A 5,124-nucleotide genomic window follows, 5' to 3' on the forward strand; every position below is an offset into this window, starting at 1 on the left:
TGTGCCTTACAATGTACCTTATCTTCCTCTCTGTCAGTCTGCCGTAACCCATCAGGTATTTAAAGTCAAATTTTTTGGGACTATACAGACGCTTGCTTGGAGTGAAAACGTTATAAATGTCTGGATGTTGAGAGAGACCCAAATGTAAAGGGATAAAATGACAGCAATAGTGCTTGGTACACGGCCTGAAATAATTAAGATGAGTCCGGTTATAAGAGAGTGTGAGAGGCGACATCTAAATTACTTCATCCTGCATACAGGGCAGCACTATTCGTACGAAATGGATAAAGTGTTTTTTGAAGAACTGGAATTGCCTCAACCTAGATTTAATCTAGATGTTGGTTCCGGAACTCATGCGGAACAAACCGGGAAAATTATGATTGGGGTCGAAAAAGTCTTAAGGAAAGAGAAACCTGATGTTGTTCTAGTGCAGGGTGATACCAACACGGTTTTGGCTGGAGCTTTGGCAGCGGTGAAGCTGTACATCAAAGTCGGACACGTTGAAGCTGGTTTGAGGAGCTTTGACAGAAGAATGCCAGAGGAAATCAACCGATTACTAGTAGATCACATTTCTGATTATCTGTTTGCTCCGACTGAAAAGGCCAAGCAGAATTTGCTGAGAGAAGGTGTAGATGAGAACAAGATATTCGTCACCGGGAACACCGTCGTCGATGCAGTTTATCAGAATTTAGAGGTGGCTAAAAGAAAAGTGAACGTGCTGAAGGACCTTGGATTAAAGCCTCGTGGATACTTCTTGGTAACCGCTCACAGGCAGGAGAATGTGGATGTCAAAGAAAAGTTGAAGGGTATACTGAAAGATTTAGAGTTAATTTTCCAAGAGTTCTTTCTGCCTTATATTTCCAATTCATCCGAGAACTCGAAGAAGGCTTAGAGAGTTTGGGTTAAGTTTGGACGGAGTTGAGGTCGTCAGTCCTCTGGGTTTCCTTGAGTTTTTGCAGTTAGAGGCAAACGCAAAGCTCGTTCTGACGGATTCAGGAGGAGTGCAAGAAGAAACATGTATTTTGGGGGTTCCTTGCGTGACTTTGAGGGATAATACAGAAAGACCTGAAACTCTTGAGGTAGGATCAAATGTTCTAGCAGGAACCAACCCAAAAGAATTTTAGATAGTGTGAGGATGATGCTTAACAGGGAAAGAAGATGGAGAAATCCATTTGGTGACGGAAAAGCTGGAAAAAGGATTATTGAGATAATCAAAACCGATTTAAATAGTTCCTAAAAGAGAAGTTGAGATATGGTGGTACAGATAGAGATTGTCTGAACATTTAGATATAATTAAATAAACATTAAAAAGGTGCAAAAGTATGCGCATTGCCATTATCGGGCTGAGAGGCATTCCGGCGAAATACGGAGGGACGGAAGTATTTGTGGAAGAGATTGTAACAAGACTGAAAGACAAATTTGATTTCTACGTTATGCATGAAGACAGCAAGTTCTACGAGGATTCTTATCACGGCATAAGGAGGATCCACGCACCGGCAATTGAGAGCAAAAGCACCAGCATACCCACAATAAACGATTTAATAACAACTATTTATCTGTATTCGAAACATCACGACAAAATAGACTTGTTCTACTTCCTCGGACCTGACAGCTCTCCAGCGGCGATTCTGCCAAAACTGGGAAGGAAAAAAGTGCTGATAAATCCGGATGGCATTGAATGGAAACGTTTGATAAGAAGATCTCGTTTCGCCCCTTTTTACATCCTTCCCCTTTACCTGATTACGATGATTTACATGTACCTCATGGAGTTCCTGTCGTGTAAATTGGCCGATGTGGTGGTTGCTGACTCCCGCGGAATACAGAAACATCTGGAGCAAAAACACAAACCCGAAAAAACAGTGTACATCGCGTACGGAGCGAGGGAGCTGGTCACACCTGCAGTGTCAAAAGAGGAGGAAGCTGAAATACTGGGCGGATACGAACTCAATCTAGGAGAATACTATCTGACTGTGGCAAGGATAGTTGCCGAGAACAACATCCACATGGAAGTTGAGGGGTTTAAAAGGTCAAAGTCAAAGAAAAAGCTCGTTATAGTCGGAAACTTCAACAGGAAGGATCCTTACACGAAGCATCTGCTTAAATTAAAGGGAAAAAACGTAATTTTCCTGGATCCAATCTACGATAAGAAGGTCCTTGGGGTCTTGAGGAAGAACTGCTTTGCCTACATCCATGCCTATGAGGTCGGAGGGACCAATCCCTCTTTACTTGAGCAGATGCTGTTCAGGAGGCCGATACTGGCTTACGACGTTCCGTTCAACAAGGAGGTTCTGCAGGAGGGTGGGATATACTTTAAAGATGCCGAAGATTTGGCCAGCAAAATGGAGATGCTTGAGAGGGGGGAGTTCGACCTAAGGCTTATAAAGAAGACGCAAATTAAGAGGATAAAGAGGCAGTACAACTGGGGGAAGGTTGCGAGGATGTATGAGAGACTGTTTAGGACTTTAATCAGGAGGGGTAAAGGAGATGGAATCGATTGTTGAGACAATCAGGGGGAACGTAAGGTTATACAAAACGCTTCGCAAAATTTATGATATAATTAAGTTTGGCAGGGGTACGTTGAGGGACAAGAAGCATTTTGAAGAAAGAATAAAAAAAATTAGTTTTTTCTCTGAGAAGCTCCTGGACACGTCAAGTAAACCAGACAAAAATGTTATCTTAATAACAGTTGATTGCCTAAGGTACGACCACCTGTCTTCCAATGGTTATCCACGGGAAACCACGCCGTTTTTGGACTCCATCAAGGGATACAAAGCACCCCTAATTGCAACTTCTCCGTGGACTTATCCTGCAATAGCGTCTGTTCATACCGGTTTTTATCCACACAACCACGGGGCAATCTTGGACGGTGAGGACAGGAAGTTTGATTTATCAAAGCTGAAGCCGTTAAAAGGCAGTGTCCTGACATTAAGCGAAATTTTAGCACTTTTTGGTTACGCCACTTACTTTAATTCTGGAATTGACCTTGCAGTGCTTTGCGTGAGGGGGAGATTTTACGAACAAAAGCTTAGCTCTTTAACAGATGCTGAGCACATTTTAAACGACCTAAAAGACTGGATAGGAAAACAGAAAAGAAACTTTTTTGTGCATGTCCACTTGAAAGATCTACACGAACCGATTACGCCACCCAAGAAATTCTACAATTACTTCGGTAAAGTAAAAAAACTGCATAAGATTGAGTACTGGGGAGGTTTCCAGAAGCCAGAGAAGCAAAAAGGAAGGGAATTTGAGGAGTTTAAAGAAAACAAGATTTTGCTGTACGATAATACTCTAAAATATGTGGATTACGAATTAGAACAGTTTTACGCGTTTCTTGAGGATAGAGGACTGACGGACAATACCATTTTAATTATTACCTCTGATCACGGTGAGGAATTCTGGGATCATGCAGAACTGGAGGCCAAGTTTTTCCACGATGTACGCGGCTATGCGGGAGTGGGACACGGCCACAGCGTGTTTAATGAGCTTATTCAGGTTCCGATGATAATGACGGGACCGGGAATTTCCAGTAAAAAAGAAAAAGAAAAGTCCGTTAGCGGAGTTGACGTCGCTCCGACATTGCTGGATCTACTCGGCATTCAGCACAACATACTTTTTGACGGAGTTAATGCATTTGGTGCCAAAAGGCGGCTCATCTTAAGCGAAAACACGATACACGGGCATGAGAAGAAAGCTTTAATTTACGGAAAGCTTAAATTCGTTTACTCCAAGGGTGATGGCGTTGCCTGGACGTTCAATCTTGAAAATGATCCGAGAGAGCAAAATCCAATTACAGATGATGAGCTGTTGGAGATATTTATGGAGAAACTTTCCAGGGTTACATTAAGAAAGGAGTTGTTTTGGAGGGTTTCAACATGAAAAATTTGGTTGTTGTCAATATAGTGCCCTCTGGTGTTGGAGGAATACAAACGTATGGAAAAACACTAGAAAAAAGGCTGACTGAAGAGGGTATCACCGTCAAAAGGGTTGAAGCGTACAAGGTAGATAAAACTAAAAACTTAGTGGGTGAAATCTCAAAAAAAGTTATGAGATTTATCGCAAATCTAATAATACTCTCACAAATTATAAAAAATTACAAACAAAGAAAAAAAAATATTGTTATCCATGCCCATGTGGGAAAAGATTTCAGTTTCTGGGAAAACAGCTGCTATGGTCTCTGGAGTGAATTATTGGGAGCACCGTTTGTTTTTCACGTTCACTCAAGTCTTCTTCATATAGAGTATAAAAAAAGTAACCGCGTAGTGAAAGGGATTAGGCGGTATATATTAAGTAAAGCTGCCCGGATAATAGCACTCTCGGAATACTGGAAGAGACAACTTTTGCAGATAGATGGAATTCCAAGTGAAAAAATAGCTGTGATATATAACTTTGTAGATATAAAAAGATTCAGCAGACACTCCAGAACAGAATGCAGGAAAATCCTAAATTTGCCATTTGACAAAAAAATTGTCTTTGGAATAGGTCGTCTTGTTGAAAGAAAGGGGTACCAGTACTTAGTAGAGGCTGTGCCATATATTGTGGAAAAGAGAAAAGATGTGGTTTTCTTTATTGGGGGCAAAGGCCCACTAAAAAACTATCTTGAAAGACAGATCCGAGAGTTGGGGGTAGAAGAACACGTAATCCTTTTAGGATTCGTTCCGGATGACACGATACCAGTATGGCTAAAGGCAGCGGATATTTTTGTTATGCCCAGCACAAGGGAGACTTTCCCGATAGTCATGTTGGAAGCACTGGCGAGTGGGACTCCATTCATAGGTAGCGCGATTGGTGCTGTGCCAGAAATCATAACTTCTGAGGAGTTTGGATTGTTGTGTGAGCCGGCAAATCCCAAAGATTTGGCAGAGAAAATTTTAACTGGATTGGAGAAAAAATGGAACAGAGAAAAGATAAGGAAGTACGCAGAAAGATTTACATGGGAGAATGTTGCTGAAAGGGTATTGAAAGTTTACAGGGAGGTTGTTAAATAGCGATTTTCCAAACCTTCAAGTTGTTGACAATTATCTTTGTTACTTGTCGTTGGATTTTACTATTTAAATTTTTTGCCAATAATATAACCGACCTGTCCTAATAACATCCTCTCACCACATTGAAGTAAAATACGAACAT

At 41.3% G+C, this 5,124-nt stretch carries 3 protein-coding genes and 1 pseudogene; all 4 read left to right on the forward strand.

Annotation, left to right across the window (positions count from 1 at the left end; all coding sequences use genetic code 11):
* Window positions 1–157: 157 nt before the first annotated feature.
* The 4 genes and pseudogenes from wecB (at window position 158) to H0Z19_RS11620 (ending at window position 4,985) form a co-directional block, all read left to right on the forward strand.
* A pseudogene (gene wecB / locus H0Z19_RS11605) lies at window positions 158–1,237 on the forward strand (UDP-N-acetylglucosamine 2-epimerase (non-hydrolyzing)).
* 85 nt (window positions 1,238–1,322) lie between these two features.
* Window positions 1,323–2,501, forward strand: coding sequence for a DUF1972 domain-containing protein (locus tag H0Z19_RS11610; protein ID WP_290726786.1), 1,179 nt, complete (start codon window positions 1,323–1,325; stop codon window positions 2,499–2,501).
* Window positions 2,485–3,876 carry a sulfatase gene (locus H0Z19_RS11615; RefSeq protein WP_290726788.1) on the forward strand — a complete coding sequence of 464 codons (1,392 nt, stop codon included), beginning with the start codon at window positions 2,485–2,487 and terminating at the stop codon, window positions 3,874–3,876. Before H0Z19_RS11610 ends, H0Z19_RS11615 begins: the two co-directional genes overlap by 17 nt.
* Window positions 3,873–4,985 carry a glycosyltransferase family 4 protein gene (locus H0Z19_RS11620; protein ID WP_290726791.1) on the forward strand — a complete coding sequence of 371 codons (1,113 nt, stop codon included), beginning with the start codon at window positions 3,873–3,875 and terminating at the stop codon, window positions 4,983–4,985. Before H0Z19_RS11615 ends, H0Z19_RS11620 begins: the two co-directional genes overlap by 4 nt.
* Window positions 4,986–5,124: the final 139 nt, after the last annotated feature.

This window comes from Archaeoglobus sp. (genome assembly GCF_017656475.1).
GTDB lineage: Archaea > Halobacteriota > Archaeoglobi > Archaeoglobales > Archaeoglobaceae > Archaeoglobus.

What these genes read in the sequence shown, in the direction of transcription:
- H0Z19_RS11610 (WP_290726786.1), top strand. Translation starts at nt 1,323, where the DNA reads ATGCGCATTGCCATTATCGGGCTGAGAGGCATTCCGGCGAAATACGGA.
- H0Z19_RS11615 (WP_290726788.1), top strand. Translation starts at nt 2,485, where the DNA reads ATGGAATCGATTGTTGAGACAATCAGGGGGAACGTAAGGTTATACAAA.
- H0Z19_RS11620 (WP_290726791.1), top strand. Translation starts at nt 3,873, where the DNA reads ATGAAAAATTTGGTTGTTGTCAATATAGTGCCCTCTGGTGTTGGAGGA.